Here is a 16727-nt window from a genome sequence, read left to right as displayed (position 1 = left end):
GAAAGTCAGTCCTCTTTTTTTGTGTCCGGTCCGAAGAATTCTACTATGGTATGGGCGGCGAAATCGCTGGTCTTGGGATCCGAGAAGGTGTGGTTGGCATTTTCCACCGGGATGAAGGTAATTACGTTGTTTTCTGCAAATTCCCGGGAATCCTCGATGGGGGCCAGCTTGTCCTTGGTCCCGTGGAGAATCAGCATGTCATCGGCCCAGTCAAAGTACTCGTACTTCCGCACATCGGATTTTTCCAGGTCTTCCACGAACTGTTTGTCCATTTTCATCTTCCGTTCATAGCCCACCTGGACTTCCTTGCCCTTTTCCAGCTTTTCCATTTCTTCCGGGCTCAGGTAGTTCTTTACCAGCTGGGCCATGTGGATCCCCGGGCACCGGAGAGCCACCTTTTTAAAGGGATTCCCCACTTCCGCCATGTATTTCAAGGTCAGGTAGGCCCCGAAGCTGGTGGAGTAGTTGTACAGGGTGGTGGCGTGGAGTTCTTTATGGGCATAGTCCACCACCAGGGTCAGGTAGGTCATGAATTCCTCCAGCACCAGCTTCTTCCGGGCATCCGCCCCATGGCAGGGCCAGTCGAACACCAGGGCCCCGTATCCCTTGTACTTGGTGATCAGCTGCTGGGCGAACTTGGCGGCGGAATGGTTCTCCTTGTTGCCCCCGAACCCGTGGGTGCAGATGGCCAGGTTGGGAATGTTCCGGAAGTCCTTCTGGTAGAACAGCTTGCACCGGACGCTCAGGCCGTTTTCATTGATATCGATGTATTTTTCCATTGACAGGCATCCTTTCCTATTGGTCACGGGTATTAGTATAGAACAGATGGGGGACGGGGGCAAGGGGGAGGGGCTGTTGGTTGGCAGCAGCCCCGGTCAGATGACAGTCACTAGTCTCTAGTCTCTAGCGGCAGGAGGGAACCTGCCGGGCGGGTTCCTGGGAACGTATCAAAACCGCAGGCCGGGATGGGCGGGCCTGCGGCTCGCCCCTACGGCGTTGCTGTCGGATGTTGAGTACAACGGTCACAGGAACGGATTTTTTGACAACCCCGTTTCTCTGATTTTCTGTTGCATCTCTGACCCCAACGTGGTAGGGGCTTCCCGAAGGGAAGCCCATCCCGGCCGGAGGGTTTCACGTTCAAAGGCAGATGCGGCAACATCTGGCATCCGAAACGATGAACGACTCACGATGAACCAAAAGACCGCCGGATTTTCCGGCGGCCTTTTCCAACCTATTCACGCAGCAGATGGATAATTGATTACTGCAATTTCGGTCAGTGAATTTTTGACCTGGTCGACAAGTTGTTCCAGACGGGCGGCCACTTCATCAGAATAAGAAACTTCACCACATTGTGTACAAACTTGAGAGGGTACGTTCTTGACAATAACAATGCAGTTTCCCAAATCTACCATGAAGGTTGTCAGTTTATTTTCAAGGGTTCCTTTGCATAAAAAACATTTCATTTCAGACTACTCCTTTCTGTGAGAGAAAGTATCATCCCATTGCAACGGGTCAGGCCTATAGGCAGTGATAATCCAGAGAATACCATCTCCAACTCCGCAAACAATATGCAGAGGCCCACCTTTCAAGGCAAGACTTAAAATTAGACAGCTGGGATAGGGAAAGTCGTCAGGGTAATATTCAATCACTTTTCCTGAGGCAATGGCATTTTTAACATCTTCCCGAGATATGTTGCGTTTGATTAGACGCTGCATTACATGATTTGTCCATTGTATTTTACCTTGATGACATAATGACTGTATGAGTTCTATGGTCAGCATCTTTTTATTCCCTTCTGTTATTTTTAATATTATAACATGGATCGGAACAGAATGAGTTTGTAACCTGAAGAAGGGAACAGGGCCGCTTTTCCGTCTCACGTCTCACGCCGATGGAAATCATCTGCCGGGGGCAGGTGGTCATGAGCTGACAGTCACTAGTCTCTAGTCTCTAGCGGCAGGAGGGAACCCACGGGGCGGGTTCCTGGGAACGTATAAAAACGGCGGCCGGGACGGGCGTGCCTGGGGCCCGCCCCTACGGCGTTGGGGTCAGAGGTTGGATAGAAGGATCAGGGAAACGGATTTTTCGATGAGTCCGTTTCCCTGATTTTTTTCATTGGCGCTTTGATATCAACGTGGTAGGGGCTGCCGGGACGTGAAGTACAGTCCGGTCCGTTGGGGCCGGAAGGCTTTTTCCATACAAAAAGAACCCGCCCAAACAGGGCGGGTTCTTACCTTCGGCCGCTGCCGTTGACAGCTGACCGTTGACCGGGCTGCTGCTTCGCAGCACACCTTATTCTTTCGCCGGAAACAGTTTCGTCAGGCCCCATGTCAGGCCGGCGAACAGGGCCATGACCACGAACAGGGTGGGGTAGGCGATGACGAGAAGCTGCAGGGCTGCGGTTACGGAATCCATGTTTCTGCCTCCTTTACATTAACACCGGGATCAGGGCCATGGCCAGGCCGCCGGCTACCACGCTGGCCACCTGTCCGGCCACGTTCACTCCGATGGCGGACTGGATGATGAAGTTGGTGGGATCTTCCTTCAGGGCCATCCGGGCGATGACCCGGCCGGAGATGGGGAAGGCGGAAATGCCGCAGGCCCCGATCATGGGATTGATCTTCTTTTTCAGGAACAGGTTGACTATTTTGGCGAACAGCAGGCCACCCACCGTGTCGAAGATGAAGGCCACCGCACCCAGGGCCAGGATCTTCAGCACCTGGAGGGTCAGGATGTTTTCCGCGGTCATGGTGGCTCCTACGGTGATCCCCAGGAGCAGGGTCACCAGGTTGGTCAGTTCATTCTGGGCACAGTTGGACAGGCTGTCGCAGCAGCCGGACACTTTCAGCAGGTTCCCGAACATCAGGGCCCCGATGAGGGGTACGGAAATGGGAGCGATGATCCCGGCGATCAGGGTGACCATAAGCGGGAACAGGAACAGGGCTGTCTGGGATACGGGCTTTTCTTCGTGATAGGGCATCCGGATCCGCCGTTCTTCTTTGGTGGTCAGCAGCTTCACCACAGGAGGCTGGATAATGGGCACCAGGGACATGTAGCAGAAGGCGGTGACGGTAAGGGGAGCCAGCATCTCGGTGGCGAATTTCTGGGCCACGAAAATGGTGGTGGGGCCGTCAGCGGCGCCGATGATCCCGATGGAAGCGGCTTCGTTGAAGGGGAAGCCCACCAGGGTGGCACAGAGGGTGGCGGCGAAAATCCCCAGGTGGGCGGCGGCTGCGAACAGCATCATGTAGGGAGCCCGGATCAGGGGAGTGAAGTCGCACATGGCGCCGATGCCGATGAAGATCAGCACCGGGAACAGTTCGTTGGCGATACCCATGTTGTACAGGACGGTAAGGAAGCCCGGTTCACCGCCCCCGGTGGGCATGACGGCAAAATGGCCGGGGATGTTGGCCAGGATGCAGCCCACCCCCATGGGGAAAAGGAGCACCGGCTCGTAGCCCTTCCGGACCCCCAGCCAGATCAGGATGGCCCCGATGGCCAGCATGACCCAGATGGTCCAGTCGCCCATGGCGAAGACCCCGGAAAACAGTTCCTGCAGTACTTGGCTTGCGTTTGACATACAATCACCTCATTGTAGAATGTGCCAGGTAGAACACCAAAAAAGAGGACCGGACATTTTTCAATGCCAGGTCCTCATGATCCCTCCTGCCCCTGTGCCATACGCAGGAAGGTTTTATCCATTTGTATGTGGGTATTATAGCGTATTTTGAGGGGGAGCGCAAGGGGGAAGTGTGGTATAATAGGATTCGAATCTGGAGGCGGTGCCTCCTACTACAGGGGAGTGACAGAAATGGATTTCAAGGAAGTTATGGAAAATGCCAGAAAATGTCTGGGTAAATGCAAGGGCTGCCCGGTGTGCAACGGGGTTGCCTGCCGGAACACCATTCCCGGCCCCGGGGCCAAAGGAGTGGGGGATACGGCCATTCGGAACTATGCCAAATGGCAGGACATCCGTGTGGTGATGGATACCCTTTGCGAAAAACGGCCGGTGGACACTTCCATCGAACTGTTCGGACGGACCTTCAAATATCCTATTTTCGCCGGGCCGGTGGGAGCTGTGGCCATGCACTACAGCGACAAATACAATGATGTGACCTACAATGCGGAACTGGTGCCCGGGTGCGCGGAAGCGGGCATCGCCGCCTTTACCGGGGACGGGATGGATCCCCAGGTGATGCAGGGAGCCACCGCTGCCATCAAGGCCTGCGGAGGCGTGGGGGTGCCTACGGTGAAACCCTGGAACGCCCAGATGATCGCTGAAAAAATGGACCTGGTGAAACAATCCGGGGCCTTTGCCGTGGCCATGGACGTGGATGCGGCCGGGCTGCCCTTCCTGAAGAATTTCGTCCCCCCTGCGGGCAGCAAATCCGTGGAAGAAATGCAAGCCATCATCAAAGACGCGGGTCTGCCCTTCATCATCAAGGGGATCATGAGCGTGAAGGGGGCCCTGAAGGCCCGGGAAGCCGGTGCTTCTGCCATCGTGGTGTCCAACCATGGGGGCCGGGTGCTGGACCAGAGCCCGGCAACGGCGGAAGTCCTGGAAGAAATCGCCGTAGCCGTAGGCGGCACCATGAAGATCTTTGTGGACGGGGGCATCCGCAGCGGGGTGGATGTGTTCAAGGCCCTGGCCCTGGGGGCTGACGCGGTGCTCATTGCCCGTCCCTTCGTAAACGCGGTCTATGGGGGCGGCAAGGAAGGCGCCAGACTCCTGGCGGACAAACTGGGGGCGGAACTGGCGGACACCATGGAAATGTGCGGCGCCGCTTCCCTGAAGGAAATCTCTTCGGAAATGGTCCGGAAATAAGGTGGAGGGGCTTTGAACCAGATTAGACATTTTTCCCCTTCCCAGCTGATCGCCCTGACTTTCGCCGGGCTGATCCTGGCCGGGGCCCTGCTGCTGATGCTGCCCTTTGCCGGCCGGGAAGGGGCAGGGCTGTCCTTTGTGGACGCTCTCTTCACCGCCACTTCCGCCTCCTGCGTCACCGGCCTTGTGGTGGTGGATACAGGGACGTATTTTTCCACCTTCGGCCAATTGGTGATCATCGCCCTGATCCAGCTGGGGGGCCTGGGACTGGTGCTGTTCGCCACGTTGTTTTCCGTATTGCTGCGGAAAAAGATCGACCTGCAATCCCGGCTGAACATCCAGGCTTCCCTGAACCAGGACGAACTGGATGGGGTGGTGCGGATGAGCCTGCGGATCGCCAAATACACGGCGGTGATCGAAGGGTTCTTCGGCACGGTGCTGGCCTTCCGGTTCTGGCCCCAGTACGGCCTCCGGGGGATCTACTACGGCTACTGGCACGCGGTGTCTGCCTTCTGCAACGCCGGGTTCGACCTGTTCGGCCACTACCAGAGCCTGACGGCTTTTGTGGGGGATCCGGTGGTGAACCTGTCCATCGGTCTGCTGATCATCCTGGGGGGCCTGGGGTTCGCGGTGATGCGGGATGTGCTCCAGAAACGGTGCTTCCAGCGGCTGAAACTCCACAGCAAAATGGTGCTGACAGTGACCGGGCTTCTGATCGGCATCGGGATGATCGGGTTCGCTCTGCTGGAAAGCCGGAATCCTGCCACCCTGGGCAGCCTCAGCACCGGGGATGCCTTCTGGGCCAGCTTCATGCAGTCGGTGAGCCCCCGGACCGCCGGGTTCAATTCTGTGGACCTGAACAGCCTCCGGGTGCCCACCATGATCTTCACCATTTTCCTCATGTTCATCGGGGCATCCCCGGCATCCACCGGGGGCGGCATCAAGACCACCACCTTTGCCCTGCTGCTGCTGAACATCTGGCAGGTGGTCCGGGGCAAAAGCGAATGTGAAATCTTCGGACGGCGGATCGGGGAGGAGACCCTGTTCCAGGCCTTCGCCATCACCAGCCTGTCCCTTTTGTGGGTGGCCTTTGCCACCCTGGCTCTCACCTGCCTGGAGGACACCAGCTTTCTGGCGGCGGCTTTCGAAGTGGTGTCCGCCTATGCCACGGTGGGACTGTCCACCGGGCTCAGCCAGCATATCGGCACCGCCAGCAAGATCATCCTGATTTTGTCCATGTATGCAGGCCGGGTAGGGTTCATGACCTTCGCCCTGGCTCTGGCGGCCAACAAACCTTCGGGACACATCCATTATCCCAAGGAACATATCATCATCGGTTAGGAGTTATGGGGATATCATGAAAAACAAACAGCAATTTATCGTCTGGGGATTGGGCCGGTTCGGCAGCAGTGTGGCGGAAACCCTCACTGCCCTGGGTCACGAGGTCCTGGGCGTGGACAACAATGAAGATGTGGTGGAAAACATGGCGGACAAACTGACCCATGCGGTGGTCTGCGACGTGATCGACGAAAAGACGGTGAACAGCCTGGGAATCCGGAATTTCGACGTGGGGATCGTGGCCATCGGCACCCTGGAACCCAGCCTGCTGGCCACCATGCTGCTCCGGGAAGCGGGGCTGAAGACCATTGTGGCCAAGGCCTCCAATCCCATCCACGGGAAGATGCTGAAGAAGCTGGGAGCCACCAAGATCATCTATCCGGAACGGGACATGGGACGCCGGGTGGGCCACAACCTGGCCTACACCAATATCCTGGATTTTGTGGAACTGTCCGACAACATCTGCCTGATGGAAGTGAACCTGAGCCCCAAAATGGCTGGGAAAAGCCTGGCGGAAATGGACGTGCGCCGGAAGTACCAGGTGAACGTGGTGGCCATCAAACACCAGGACGGCTCCACGGAAATGACCCTGGAACCCACCAAGCCCCTTGCGGAAGGGGACCTTTTGGTGGTCATCGGCAGCCGGAAAAGTGTGGAAGCCCTGGAGGACGGCATATGATCAGTACCATCACTTCGCTGAAAAATGAGCTGGTGAAGCGGGCGGCTTCCCTGAAAATGAAAAAATACCGCCAGAAGGAAGGCCTGTTCCTGCTGGAAGGGAAACGGGCAGTGGAAGAAGCCCTGGCTTCCCAATGGAATATCCGGGCCCTGTTCTTTACCCGGCTGCCGGAAGGCTGGGAACAAAAGGCGGAAGAAAGCAGCCTGCCCTGGTATGAAGTGCCCCTGCCGGTGCTCCAGAAGATCACCGCCACCGAAGACCCTCAGAGTGTGGCGGCTCTGGTGGAGATCCGGCCCCGGGACCTGGGGGATTTTGCCCCGGACCGGGGATTCGTGCTGGTGCTGGACCAGATCCGGGACCCGGGGAACCTGGGGACGTTGATCCGCACTGCCGATGCCCTGGGGGCCGCCGGGGTGGTGCTGCTGAAGGATACGGCGGACCTGTACAATCCCAAGGTGGTCCGGTCCACCATGGGGTCCCTGTTCCACCTGCCGGTGCTTACCGGGGTGGAGCCGGCGGACCTGGAAACCTGGTGCCGGAAAAACGGATACGCCCTGTGGGCCACGGCCCTGGAAGGGGCGGAAGACATGACGAAGCTCCAGTGGCCGGCCAAGACCGCCCTGGTGCTGGGCAGCGAGGCGGAAGGGGTGTCCCCGGAGCTCCTCAAAGCCGCGGACCAGAAGGTGAAGATCCCCATGGCCGGCCAGGCGGAAAGCCTGAACGTGGCTGTAGCCGGGGGCATCGTAATGTTCCAGGCGGCCCGCTCCTTTTCCAGTTGACCACCGGGTCTAAGAAGTGTATAATAAACACGAATTTCAAACCAACAGGCGATGACAGAGACAGTACGCTTCTGGCTGGTACAGCGATCCGGGGAGGGTGGGAGCCCGGACAGGAGGCCTTTTGCGGAAGATCACTCTGGAGCCGGTCTTTGAACCAGCAGTAGGGGACCCGGGTTATGACCGTTATCCCATACAAGAGTGGCAGCAAAGCTGTCATGAGGGTGGTACCACGGGCCCTTTTGTCCCGTCCCTTTCGGGGGACGGGATTTATTTTTTTGGAGGTGTGCAAGAGTGAGCAAGAAAGACGACAAGTACGCAGCAACCCTGAATCTTCCGGAAACGGAATTCCCCATGCGGGCAGGGCTGCCCAAACGGGAACCGGATTTCCTGGATTTCTGGTACAAAAATGATATCTATGGAGAGAAACAGAAACTCCATGCAGGCCACAAGAAGTTCGTCCTCCACGACGGACCTCCCTACGCCAACGGCAAGATCCACATGGGCCATGCTCTGAACAAGGTCCTGAAGGACATCATCATCAAATACAAATACGCCCAGGGCTATGACACCCCCTACGTCCCCGGCTGGGATACCCACGGCATGCCCATCGAACATGCCTGCCTGAAGGCCACCGGGGTGGACCGTCACAAGCTGTCCCCGGTGGAACTGCGAAAAATGTGCCGGGAATATGCCCTTCAGTGGATCGACACCCAGCGGAAGGACTTCAAACGGCTGGGCGTGCTGGGTGACTGGGACCATCCCTATGTAACCCTGGATCCTCATTTCGAAGCGGAACAGATCCGGGTGTTCGGCACCATGGCCAACAAGGGCTACATCTATAAAGGGAAGAAGACCGTATACTGGTGCCCTCACTGCGAAACTGCCCTGGCCGAGGCGGAAATCGAATACGCCGACCAGAAGACGCCCACCATTTTCGTGAAGATGCCCCTGGTAAAAGACAACGGGCTGACTCCGGAAGCCGCCAAGGGCAAAAAAGCTTATATGGTGATCTGGACCACCACCCCCTGGACCATTCCTGCCAACGTGGCTGTGGCCCTGAACCCGGACTTTGACTATGCCTGGGTGGAATACAACGGGGAAGTGCTGATCATGGCCGCCGACATGGTGGACAAAGTGGCCCAGGAATGCGGGGTGGAATTCGGCCCTGTGCTGGGGACCACCAAAGGCCGTGCCTTTGAATATGCGGAATGCGAACATCCCTTCCCGGAATACAACCACCGGAAATCCCTGGTGGTGCTGGCGGACTATGTGGACAAGGAAGCCGGTTCCGGCTGCGTCCATACGGCTCCCGGCCATGGGGACGTGGACTATCTCACCGGTCTGAAATACAAGCTGCCCATCCTGTGCCCGGTGGACCAGAAGGGCTGCTTCACCGCAGAAGCCGGGGAACTGTTCCAGGGCAAGTTCGTCTTTGACAGCAACGGCCTGGTGATCAAACATCTGGCGGAACAGAACGCCATCCTGGGCAAAAAGACCATCCATCACCAGTACGCCCACTGCTGGCGCTGCAAGAACCCCATCATCTTCCGGGCTTCCGAGCAGTGGTTCGCTTCCGTGGACGGGTTCCGGGACAAGGCCCTGAAAGCCATCTCCGAAGACGTCCAGTGGATCCCCAGCTGGGGCGAATCCCGGATCCACAACATGGTGGCCGACCGGCATGACTGGTGCATTTCCCGGCAGAGAGTCTGGGGCGTGCCCATCCCCATCTTCTACTGCGAAGACTGCGGGGAACCTCTGATCGACGAAGACACGGTGGAAAAAATCGCCACCATTTTCGATAAAGAAGGCAGCGACGCCTGGTGGAACCACACCGCTGAAGAACTGCTGCCGGAAGGGACCAAATGCCCCAAATGCGGGGGCACCCACTTCCGGAAGGAAAAGGACATCATGGACGTGTGGTTCGACAGCGGCTCCTCCCACATGGGGGTATGCAAGCGCCGTCCGGAACTGAGCTGGCCGGCAGACATGTACCTGGAAGGCAGTGACCAGCACAGAGGCTGGTTCCAGAGCTCTCTTCTGACCAGTGTGGCCGTCACCGGCAAGGCTCCCTACCGGAGCGTGCTGACCCACGGCTATGTGCTGGACGGGGAAGGCCGGAAAATGTCCAAATCCCTGGGGAACGTGGTGGTGCCCCAGGAAGTCATCGACCAGTACGGGGCGGATATCGTCCGGCTGTGGGCGGCTTCTTCCGACTACAAGCAGGATGTGCGGATCTCCCCGGTAATCCTGAAGCAGCTGGCGGAAGCCTACCGGAAAGTCCGGAACACCATCCGGTACATCCTGGGGAACACCCATGATTTCGATTACGAAACCCAGAAGGTGGCCTTTGCCAACATGGAAGAACTGGACCAGTGGGCCCTCATGCGCTTCGAAGCCCTGAAGAAGGACGTGACCGAAGCCTATGAAACCTACGATTTCCACGTGCTGTTCCATGCCATCCACGATTTCTGCACCGTGGACATGAGCTCCTTCTATCTGGACATCATCAAAGACCGTCTGTACACCAGCCGGAAGGACAGCAAGGCCCGCCGGTCCGCCCAGACTGCCATGACCCAGATCCTCCGGGAACTGATGGTGATGCTGATGCCTGTGCTGAGCTTCACCATGGAAGAAGTGTACCAATATATGAACAAGCCGGCTGACGCGCCCAAGAGCGTGCAGATGCTGCCCTGGCCCCAGGCTCATCCGGAATATGTGAAGGAAGACCTGAAGGCCAAATGGGATGCCTTCATCGCCATCCGGGGTGAAATCACCAAGGTGCTGGAAGGGGCCCGCCGGGCCAAGACCATCGGCCATTCCCTGGATGCCAAGGTGGAACTGTTCGCCACCGGGGATGCCCTGGCGGAACTGAAGGCCGTGGAAAAGGATCTGCCGGCGCTCCTGATCGTGTCCCAGGCGGAAGTCCACGAAGGGCTCACCGATGCCGGGGAAGCCACCGGCCGGGACGACCTGAAGGTGCTGGTGGAAGCTGCCGAAGGGGAGAAATGTGAACGGTGCTGGTGCTACAGCAAGACCGTAGGCCAGGATCCCAAGCATCCCACCCTGTGTGCCAAGTGCTGTGAGGCGGTGGAGTGACACTGGTTGTCAATAGTCAATAGTCAATGGTCAATGGCCGGATGAGGCCAAACGCGGCAGGCGTTTGGCGTTGAAGGGAAACGCAGCCGGGGGCTGCTAACCCACCACCAGCCTTGCGGCTGGTCCCCCGCCCTTGAAAAGGGCGGATATACGCTCGGGCCTCCGGCCCATTGCTTGGGGCACCAGGGCAGCAAGTCTGCATACCCTGAAATGAAGGATTGCGCGTACCTCAAAACGAGGGACTTTATGTCCCGAGTTTTTATCCGCCCTTTACAAGGGCGGGGGACCGTTGCGCTGGCGCAATGGTGGTGGGTTAGCCGCCTTGGCGGCGTTTCCCATCGTGGCCAAACGCATTTGCGTTTGGCTTCCATCGGTTGCTGACCAAAAAGGGATTGTCACTTGACAATCCCTTTTTCCATGGCTACAATATACGTAACGGAGGTATAGTACCATGGAACATCTGAAGACAATGCGGGACAAGAATGGGAAGGATTATCAGGACCTGATCACCCGTTTGAACCGGATTGAAGGCCAGGTGCGGGGAGTGAAAAAAATGCTGGAAGAAGACCGGTACTGTGTGGACATCCTGACCCAGGTCAGTGCCATCACCTGCGGCCTCAATGCCTTCAACAAAAAGCTCCTGGCCAACCACATCAAAAGCTGTGTGGTCAACGACATCCGGGCCGGGGACGATTCTGTAGTGGACGAACTGTGCGAAACCCTGCAGAAACTGATGAAATGAAAAAACGGCGTACTGCCTGTGGAAATTGAAGGAGGAACTGTAATGGAAAAAGAACTGAAAGTCAATGGAATGATGTGCGTCAACTGCCAGAAACACGTCCATGATGCCCTGGCCGCCATGGCCGGCGTATCCAGTGTGGACGTCAACCTGGAAAAAGGCACTGCCAAAGTGACCGCTGACCGGGACATCCCCCAGGATGAATTCAAGAAGGTCATCGAAGAAGCAGGGTATGAATTGGCGTGAGAGCCGGGGCCGGGGGTGTGGAAAATCCACACCCCCTTTTTCGCTTGCGTCCGAAAACCACTCATGATATAATGACTCCTGTTAGATTCGCTGTTGCTTTAGAAGGATTCTTACAGAAGAAAGGATGATTTTCAGTGAAAAAGCAATTGATGGCCCTGGTTATGGCCCTGCTGGTGTGCGTTGGCTGCTCTGGCGCCCTGGTTCCGGCTACGGCCTATGCTGCCGAAACCATCGGTTATGTGGATTTAAATACCGTATTCTCCCACCATCCTGATTTCGCCTCTGCCCGGGCTGCCATGAGCCTGGAACAGCAGAACGCCCAGAAGGAATTCCAGGAAAAGGCCCCCAGCCTGGACGATAACGGCAAACGGGCCCTGGACAACACCCTGACCGAACGGATTGCCAAGAGAGAACAGGATCTGTTCGATCCTATCCGGAAGAAGATCCTGACCGCAGTCCACAAAGTGGCCAAGGAAAAGGGCATCAACACGGTTCTCAGCGCCGGTGCCGTAGTTGACGGCGGCGTGGACATCACCAACGATGTGATGAAGGCCGTAGGAGCAAAATAAATCGGACACGGAAAGGTGCTGCCTGGCAGCACCTTTTTTGCATTTGGAAAGGAAAAAACAATGAACCAAAATGACGACAGCCGCAACCTGGGGGGTGTGGCCTTCCTGCCCCTCATTGTCTTCCTGGCTTTGTACATCGGCTGCGGGCTGGCCTTTACCCTGCTGGGGATCCCCAAGCCCTTCAGCTTCCTGCCCCGGCACGTGGCCCTTCTGGCCGGGACCCTGGTGGCCTTTATGCTGTGGAAAAAGGGCCCCATCGATGAAAAACTGAAAGTCTTCTGCACCGGCATGGGAGATTCCGGGGTGATGATGATCGTACTGATCTATCTCCTGGCCGGGGGGTTCCAGGGGGCAGCGGCTGCCATCGGGGGGAAGACTTCCGTGGTGAATTTCTGTCTCCAGTTCGTGCCGCCGTCCTTCCTGATTCCCGGGGTGTTCCTGATGTGCTGCTTCATTTCCACTGCCATCGGCACCAGCATGGGCACCATTGCCGCCATGGCTCCGGTGGCCATCGGGGTGGCCCAGGGGGCGGGACTCAACGCGGCCGCCGTGTGCGCTGCGGTGATCTGCGGCTCTTATTTCGGGGACAACCTGTCCATGATCTCTGACACCACCATTGCGGCGGCGGAAGGGTGCGGATCCAAAATGAAGGACAAGTTCCGGATGAACTTTGCCATTGCCCTGCCGGCAGCCCTGGTGAGCCTGGTGCTGTTCTACCTGGTCAGCGGCCAGGTCCAGGGAGGCATCCAGGTGGGGGATTACAACCTGCTCCAGGTGCTGCCCTATGTGGTGGTGCTGGTGCTGGCCCTGATGGGGATCAACGTGGCTTTGGTGCTCTTCGGGGGGATCCTCCTTACCGGGTGCATCGGGCTCCTTCAGGGCACCGTGGACATTTTCGGCTGGGCCAAGGGGCTGGGAGATGGCATGGCGGACATGTTCTCCATCAGCATGGTGGCCATCCTGGTGTCCGGGATCATCGGCCTGGTCCGGTACTACGGGGGCGTGGAATGGCTGGTGGGGAAGATCACCGGCTGGATCCACGGCCGGAAAGGGGCGGAATACGGCATCGGGCTTTTGAGCGGGCTCCTGTCCGCTGCCATGGTGAACAACACCATTGCCATTATCGTCACCTGTCCCATTGCCAAGGTGATCGGGAAGAAGTATGACATCGCGCCCAAACGGCTGGCCAGCCTGGTAGACATTTTCGCCTGCAGCTTCCTGTGCGTCATGCCCCACGACGGAGGCATGCTCATCGTCACCCAGCTGGCAGGCACTTCGCCCCTGGACGTAATGAAGTACTGCTACTACGTGTACGCCCTGCTGATCGCCGCCTGCGTGACCATCCAGCTGGGGACCCATGAGGGGAAATAAAAGGCTGCCGGGGGCTGCAGCCTGTCAGCGGTCAGCGGACGAAGGAAGGAACCCGGGAACGGGTTCCTGGAAGGGAAACGCAGCCTAACGCTGCTAACCCACCACCAGCCTGACGGCTGGTCCCCCGCCCTTGAAAAGGGCGGATAGAAAGTACGCGGGCTTGCGCCCTTGTACTTTCCTGATAAAAAAGGCAATGGGCCAAAGGCCCGAGCGATTATCCGCCCTTTACAAGGGCGGGGGACCGTTGCGCTTGCGCAATGGTGGTGGGTTAGCCGCCGGAGGCGGCGTTTCCATTCACAGGAACCTGCAGTTGCAGATTCCTTCCTTCGTCCGATGACTGTTGACTTCCGACCAGGGGGGTGTTGCACGTTATGTGCAACATCCCCCTCTTGACTTTCTTAACTGTATTTGCTAAAATTACAGTATCACAGATCCCAACGGGTCCTTCAAGGAGGTTATTCTTATGGATTTCTTACATATTACCAAAGACAATTTTGACAAAGAGGTGCTCCACAGCAGCAAACCCATGGTGGTGGGCTTTTCCGCCCCCTGGTGCGGCTACTGCAAACGGCTGAAACCGGCTCTGGGCCAGCTGGCCATGGAAATCGCCGACAAGGTTTCTTTCGGGGCCGTGAACATCGACGAAGAACGGGAACTGGCGGAACAGTTCAAGATCGAAACCATCCCCAGCCTGATGCTGGTGAAGGAAGGCCAGTGCAGCGAACTGCTGGTGAACCCGCCTTCCAAGGCGGCGGTGAAGACCTGGCTCCAGGAGAAAGGGGTATTATGAGCAAAATCTATGACATCCTGATCATCGGCGGGGGCCCTGCAGGCTATACGGCGGCTCTTTACGGGGCCCGGAGCGGCTTTTCCACCGCCGTGCTGGAAAAACTCTCTCCCGGAGGCCAGATGGCCACCACTAGTGATGTGGAAAACTATCCCGGATTCCCGGGAGTGGTGGACGGCTTCGAACTGGGAGAACGGATGCAGGAAGGGGCGGAAAAGGCCGGTGCGGAAACGGTGTATGCGGAAGTGACCAAGCTGGACCTTTCCGCCAACCCCAAAGTGGCAGAAACTTCCGAAGGCACTTTCCTGGGCCGGACGGTGATCCTGGCTACCGGGGCCCATCCCCGGAAACTGGGGATCCCCCAGGAGGACGGCCTGGTGAACCGGGGTGTGGCCTACTGCGCCACCTGTGACGGCAGCTTCTACAAGGACAAGGTGGTGGCGGTGAACGGCGGGGGCAATACGGCCGTAGGGGACGCCCTGTACCTGGCCAAACTGGCCAGCAAGGTATACCTGATCCACCGCCGGGATACCCTCCGGGCCACTCCCGTCTATCTCCAGCGGCTGAAGGATGCCGGGGTGGAGATTATCTGGAACAGTGTGGTTGCCGGGCTCCAGGCGGACAAGAAGCTTACCGGGCTGAAACTGAAGAACGTGAAGACCGGAGAAACATCCGTCTTGCCGGTGGACGGGCTCTTTGTGGCCATCGGCCAGCTGCCGGAAAACGACCTGGTGAAGGGCCAGGTGGAAACGGACAGAAACGGCTACATTGTGGCGGGGGAAGACACCAAAACCTCCGTCCCCGGGGTGTTCGCCGTAGGGGATGTGCGGACCAAGGCCGTGCGCCAGATCATCACCGCAGCAGCGGATGGGGCCGTGGCCGTCCATTTCGCCGAGGAATATCTCAACGAAAAATAAAGGAATACAAGAGGAGGGAAGCAGGCTGGCACAGTCCGGCCTGCTTTGCGAGCAATTATGAAAAGTGATTTTATTGTGGCCGTCCATGCGCTGGTCTACCTGTCCCACCGGGGGTGCCTGGCGTCCAGCGAGGAACTGGCCGAAAACATCTGCACCAATCCGGCCCGGGTCCGGAAGATCATGGGCAAACTGAAGAAAATGGGGATCATCACCACCCGGGAAGGCCATGTGGGGGGCTACTGCCCCTGCGAAGGACTGGAAAAGGTCTCCCTGTATGAAATCGCCCAGGGCATGGGCACGGTGTTCGTGGATACCAAATGGCGCAGCGGCAACGAGGAGAACAACTGCTTCATCTCCAGCGGCATGTCTTCCGTGTTCGATTCCCTGTACCGGGAACTGGACCGGCTGTGCATGGATCATCTGAAGGGGATCACCCTGGGGGATGTAACGGAAGAAATCGTGGAAACCCAGCGCCACAGCCAGAAGGAATGCCACGGGGCCATCAGCGGGGACTGCCCGGCCTGGCAGAAGGCTCTGGAGGAGGAGTCCGCCGGAGAAAAACAAAAACAACAGGAAACTTGTGACTGACCGGTCATTTTTCTGCAAAAGTGTGGTATAATATCGATGTTCACAATTTTCTTATGAGGTGATCCTATGAAAAAAATCGGAGCATTCCTGGCAGCAGCTGTCCTGGCTTTCAGTCTCCATGCAGCACCGGCCTTTGCGGACCAGCCTCTGGACACCATCCAGATCACTGGCACCGCCAGCAAAACCGTGGATCCGGACATGGCCACGGTGAACTTCGCCTTTGAAAAACAGGGCGCCACCCTGGAAGAAGTCCGGCAGGCAGGGGCAGAAGCCAGCCGGAAATTCATCAACAGCATGCTGGCCCAGGGGGTGGCCCGGGACGATATTGCCACCATCAGCTACAATGTGTCTCCCCGGTATGAATATCCGAAAAACGGCGGCCAGAAACTGGCCGGCTACCAGGTGTACGGGGCCTGGGAAGTGAAGGAAAAGAACCTGGACCAGCTGGGGAACCTGATCGACAAGGGGCTGGAAAGCGCCAACCGGCTGAACGGAGTCCGGTTCGGCCTCCAGAATGAGGACCTGATCAAACGGCAGCTGCTGGGCCAGGCCGTGGAAAACGCCCGGTATACCGCCCAGGCTGTGGCCAATGCCGGGGGCAGAGGTCTCGGCGTGCTCCGGCAGGCCAGCATTCCCTCCAGTTCCATAGCGGTAGCCCAGCCGGTGCTCCTGGCCCGGATGAACAAAATGGAAATGGCGGACAGTGCCGCCGCTTCCACCCAGCTGGCGCCCAAAGCGCTGACGGTGACCGTGCAGGTGGACACCCTGTTCGCCCTGACCCTGGAGTAACAGG

18 protein-coding genes are annotated in these 16727 nt (G+C 57.9%); 13 read left to right on the top strand and 5 right to left on the bottom strand.

All coding sequences use genetic code 11. The annotated features are described in order from the left end of the window. Positions 1–5 precede the first annotated feature (5 nt). The 5 genes from FX155_RS01020 to FX155_RS01005 form a co-directional block, all read right to left on the bottom strand. A complete protein-coding gene (locus tag FX155_RS01020) occupies positions 6–779 on the bottom strand; it encodes an alpha/beta hydrolase family protein (RefSeq protein WP_154487392.1) in 774 nt (257 codons plus the stop codon). 456 nt (positions 780–1235) lie between these two features. Next, positions 1236–1463, bottom strand: a complete 228-nt coding sequence (locus FX155_RS01015) for a type II toxin-antitoxin system MqsA family antitoxin (protein ID WP_022486611.1) — start codon at positions 1461–1463, stop codon at positions 1236–1238. A gap of 6 nt (positions 1464–1469) precedes the next feature. Then, positions 1470–1781 (bottom strand): DUF4258 domain-containing protein, encoded by a 312-nt coding sequence (locus tag FX155_RS01010; protein ID WP_229778385.1) that lies wholly within the window; start codon positions 1779–1781, stop codon positions 1470–1472. Between the two features lie 511 nt (positions 1782–2292). After that, positions 2293–2415, bottom strand: a complete 123-nt coding sequence (locus FX155_RS11610; RefSeq protein ID WP_268234256.1) for a hypothetical protein — start codon at positions 2413–2415, stop codon at positions 2293–2295. 13 nt (positions 2416–2428) lie between these two features. Further along, a complete protein-coding gene (locus FX155_RS01005) occupies positions 2429–3580 on the bottom strand; it encodes a sodium ion-translocating decarboxylase subunit beta (RefSeq protein WP_154487390.1) in 1152 nt (383 codons plus the stop codon). A 231-nt stretch (positions 3581–3811) separates the two neighbouring features. On the opposite strand from FX155_RS01005, the gene FX155_RS01000 reads away from it, so the two are divergent. From FX155_RS01000 to FX155_RS00940, 13 genes are all read left to right on the top strand, one after another. Then, a complete protein-coding gene (locus FX155_RS01000; protein WP_154487388.1) occupies positions 3812–4825 on the top strand; it encodes an alpha-hydroxy-acid oxidizing protein in 1014 nt (337 codons plus the stop codon). 12 nt (positions 4826–4837) lie between these two features. Next, the gene (locus tag FX155_RS00995; RefSeq protein WP_154487386.1) at positions 4838–6166 is read left to right on the top strand and encodes a TrkH family potassium uptake protein; all 1329 of its coding nucleotides are present in this window, start codon (positions 4838–4840) and stop codon (positions 6164–6166) included. A 16-nt stretch (positions 6167–6182) separates the two neighbouring features. Then, positions 6183–6842: a potassium channel family protein gene (locus FX155_RS00990; RefSeq protein WP_022487264.1), complete on the top strand. Its 660-nt coding sequence runs from the start codon at positions 6183–6185 to the stop codon at positions 6840–6842. Beyond that, a complete protein-coding gene (locus FX155_RS00985) occupies positions 6839–7621 on the top strand; it encodes a TrmH family RNA methyltransferase (protein WP_154487384.1) in 783 nt (260 codons plus the stop codon). The genes FX155_RS00990 and FX155_RS00985 overlap by 4 nt, the downstream gene beginning before the upstream one ends. 351 nt (positions 7622–7972) lie before the next feature. After that, positions 7973–10717, top strand: coding sequence for an isoleucine--tRNA ligase (gene ileS, locus FX155_RS00980; protein ID WP_229778394.1), 2745 nt, complete (start codon positions 7973–7975; stop codon positions 10715–10717). Between the two features lie 451 nt (positions 10718–11168). Further along, positions 11169–11459 (top strand): metal-sensing transcriptional repressor, encoded by a 291-nt coding sequence (locus FX155_RS00975; RefSeq protein WP_022487267.1) that lies wholly within the window; start codon positions 11169–11171, stop codon positions 11457–11459. 42 nt (positions 11460–11501) lie between these two features. Then, entirely contained in the window at positions 11502–11702 is a 201-nt protein-coding gene (locus FX155_RS00970) for a heavy-metal-associated domain-containing protein (protein WP_022487268.1), read from the top strand. A 134-nt stretch (positions 11703–11836) separates the two neighbouring features. Next, positions 11837–12271, top strand: coding sequence for an OmpH family outer membrane protein (locus tag FX155_RS00965; protein ID WP_022487269.1), 435 nt, complete (start codon positions 11837–11839; stop codon positions 12269–12271). Positions 12272–12331: 60 nt separating this feature from the next. After that, complete coding sequence (locus FX155_RS00960) at positions 12332–13642, top strand: Na+/H+ antiporter NhaC family protein (RefSeq protein WP_022487270.1); 1311 nt, start codon at positions 12332–12334, stop codon at positions 13640–13642. A gap of 463 nt (positions 13643–14105) precedes the next feature. After that, positions 14106–14432 (top strand): thioredoxin family protein, encoded by a 327-nt coding sequence (locus tag FX155_RS00955; RefSeq protein ID WP_022487271.1) that lies wholly within the window; start codon positions 14106–14108, stop codon positions 14430–14432. Then, positions 14429–15346 carry a thioredoxin-disulfide reductase gene (trxB, locus tag FX155_RS00950; protein WP_022487272.1) on the top strand — a complete coding sequence of 306 codons (918 nt, stop codon included), beginning with the start codon at positions 14429–14431 and terminating at the stop codon, positions 15344–15346. The genes FX155_RS00955 and trxB overlap by 4 nt, the downstream gene beginning before the upstream one ends. A 57-nt stretch (positions 15347–15403) precedes the next feature. Then, positions 15404–15934 (top strand): RrF2 family transcriptional regulator, encoded by a 531-nt coding sequence (locus FX155_RS00945; protein ID WP_022487273.1) that lies wholly within the window; start codon positions 15404–15406, stop codon positions 15932–15934. Between the two features lie 66 nt (positions 15935–16000). Next, positions 16001–16723, top strand: a complete 723-nt coding sequence (locus FX155_RS00940) for an SIMPL domain-containing protein (protein ID WP_022487274.1) — start codon at positions 16001–16003, stop codon at positions 16721–16723. Positions 16724–16727 lie beyond the last annotated feature (4 nt).

Origin of the sequence: Acidaminococcus fermentans (assembly GCF_009696675.1) — a bacterium.
Taxonomy (GTDB): domain Bacteria; phylum Bacillota; class Negativicutes; order Acidaminococcales; family Acidaminococcaceae; genus Acidaminococcus.
This window is presented reverse-complemented; position numbering and strand designations above follow the sequence as displayed.

Coding starts and splice junctions, on each gene's coding strand:
- FX155_RS01020 (WP_154487392.1), bottom strand. CDS start 779: ATGGAAAAATACATCGATATCAATGAAAACGGCCTGAGCGTCCGGTGC.
- FX155_RS01015 (WP_022486611.1), bottom strand. CDS start 1,463: ATGAAATGTTTTTTATGCAAAGGAACCCTTGAAAATAAACTGACAACC.
- FX155_RS01010 (WP_229778385.1), bottom strand. CDS start 1,781: ATGCTGACCATAGAACTCATACAGTCATTATGTCATCAAGGTAAAATA.
- FX155_RS11610 (WP_268234256.1), bottom strand. CDS start 2,415: ATGGATTCCGTAACCGCAGCCCTGCAGCTTCTCGTCATCGCCTACCCC.
- FX155_RS01005 (WP_154487390.1), bottom strand. CDS start 3,580: ATGTCAAACGCAAGCCAAGTACTGCAGGAACTGTTTTCCGGGGTCTTC.
- FX155_RS01000 (WP_154487388.1), top strand. CDS start 3,812: ATGGATTTCAAGGAAGTTATGGAAAATGCCAGAAAATGTCTGGGTAAA.
- FX155_RS00990 (WP_022487264.1), top strand. CDS start 6,183: ATGAAAAACAAACAGCAATTTATCGTCTGGGGATTGGGCCGGTTCGGC.
- FX155_RS00985 (WP_154487384.1), top strand. CDS start 6,839: ATGATCAGTACCATCACTTCGCTGAAAAATGAGCTGGTGAAGCGGGCG.
- ileS (WP_229778394.1), top strand. CDS start 7,973: ATGCGGGCAGGGCTGCCCAAACGGGAACCGGATTTCCTGGATTTCTGG.
- FX155_RS00975 (WP_022487267.1), top strand. CDS start 11,169: ATGGAACATCTGAAGACAATGCGGGACAAGAATGGGAAGGATTATCAG.
- FX155_RS00970 (WP_022487268.1), top strand. CDS start 11,502: ATGGAAAAAGAACTGAAAGTCAATGGAATGATGTGCGTCAACTGCCAG.
- FX155_RS00960 (WP_022487270.1), top strand. CDS start 12,332: ATGAACCAAAATGACGACAGCCGCAACCTGGGGGGTGTGGCCTTCCTG.
- FX155_RS00955 (WP_022487271.1), top strand. CDS start 14,106: ATGGATTTCTTACATATTACCAAAGACAATTTTGACAAAGAGGTGCTC.
- trxB (WP_022487272.1), top strand. CDS start 14,429: ATGAGCAAAATCTATGACATCCTGATCATCGGCGGGGGCCCTGCAGGC.
- FX155_RS00945 (WP_022487273.1), top strand. CDS start 15,404: ATGAAAAGTGATTTTATTGTGGCCGTCCATGCGCTGGTCTACCTGTCC.
- FX155_RS00940 (WP_022487274.1), top strand. CDS start 16,001: ATGAAAAAAATCGGAGCATTCCTGGCAGCAGCTGTCCTGGCTTTCAGT.